Genomic DNA, 232 nt, shown 5'->3' on the forward strand with positions numbered 1-232 from the left:
TTAAAAAACTTGGCGGAGAAGGAGGGATTTGAACCCTCGCGCCCCGTTAGGGACCTACTCCCTTAGCAGGGGAGCCTCTTCAGCCACTTGAGTACTTCTCCACTCTCTGTTGGCGGAGAGGGTGGGATTCGAACCCACGGCCCGCGCAAGCGAGTCACTGGTTTTCAAGACCAGCTCCTTAAACCACTCGGACACCTCTCCGTATTGGTGACCCATCCGCGACTCGAACGCG

At 57.3% G+C, this 232-nt stretch carries 2 tRNA genes; both read right to left on the bottom strand.

The window, feature by feature from the left end:
- Positions 1 to 10: 10 nt before the first annotated feature.
- Positions 11 to 101, bottom strand: a tRNA-Ser gene (locus TR13x_RS10845).
- A 9-nt stretch (positions 102 to 110) separates the two neighbouring features.
- Positions 111 to 201 (bottom strand) — tRNA-Ser (locus TR13x_RS10850).
- Positions 202 to 232: the final 31 nt, after the last annotated feature.

This window comes from Caloranaerobacter sp. TR13 (assembly GCF_001316435.1).
GTDB lineage: Bacteria > Bacillota > Clostridia > Tissierellales > Thermohalobacteraceae > Caloranaerobacter.